Source organism: Curtobacterium sp. MCBA15_008 (genome assembly GCF_001865065.1).
Taxonomy (GTDB): domain Bacteria; phylum Actinomycetota; class Actinomycetes; order Actinomycetales; family Microbacteriaceae; genus Curtobacterium.
In genome coordinates, this window is the sequence record NZ_MJGN01000061.1 from 1 (window position 1) to 298 (window position 298).

At 57.4% G+C, this 298-nt stretch carries 1 protein-coding gene; it reads right to left on the reverse strand.

Translation table 11 applies throughout. The features are described 5' to 3' along the window. A partial coding sequence (locus BIU96_RS19225; protein WP_175477603.1) for a bifunctional ornithine acetyltransferase/N-acetylglutamate synthase occupies positions 1-264 on the reverse strand: 264 nt, incomplete at its 3' end. Positions 265-298 lie beyond the last annotated feature (34 nt).

Here is a 298-nt window from a genome sequence, read left to right on the forward strand (position 1 = left end):
TTGTTCGCCGGTGCCGGCATTGGCATTGCCGGTGTTGATCAGCAGGTAGCGCGGTGCATCGCTTGCCAGATGGCTTCGCGTGACGTGAACAGGGGCCGCGCAAAATTGATTACGGGTGAAAATACCGGCCACTCGGCTACCCGGCGCCAACTCTATAACCACCAGATCCTTCTTGCCGGGTTTCTTGATACCGGCACTGCCGATACCCAGCCTGACACCGGCCACCGGGAAAAACGTCGGCAAGGTTCCTGGACCAACTGCCATCTTCAATCTCCTTTCGTCATGATCGACTTCTACC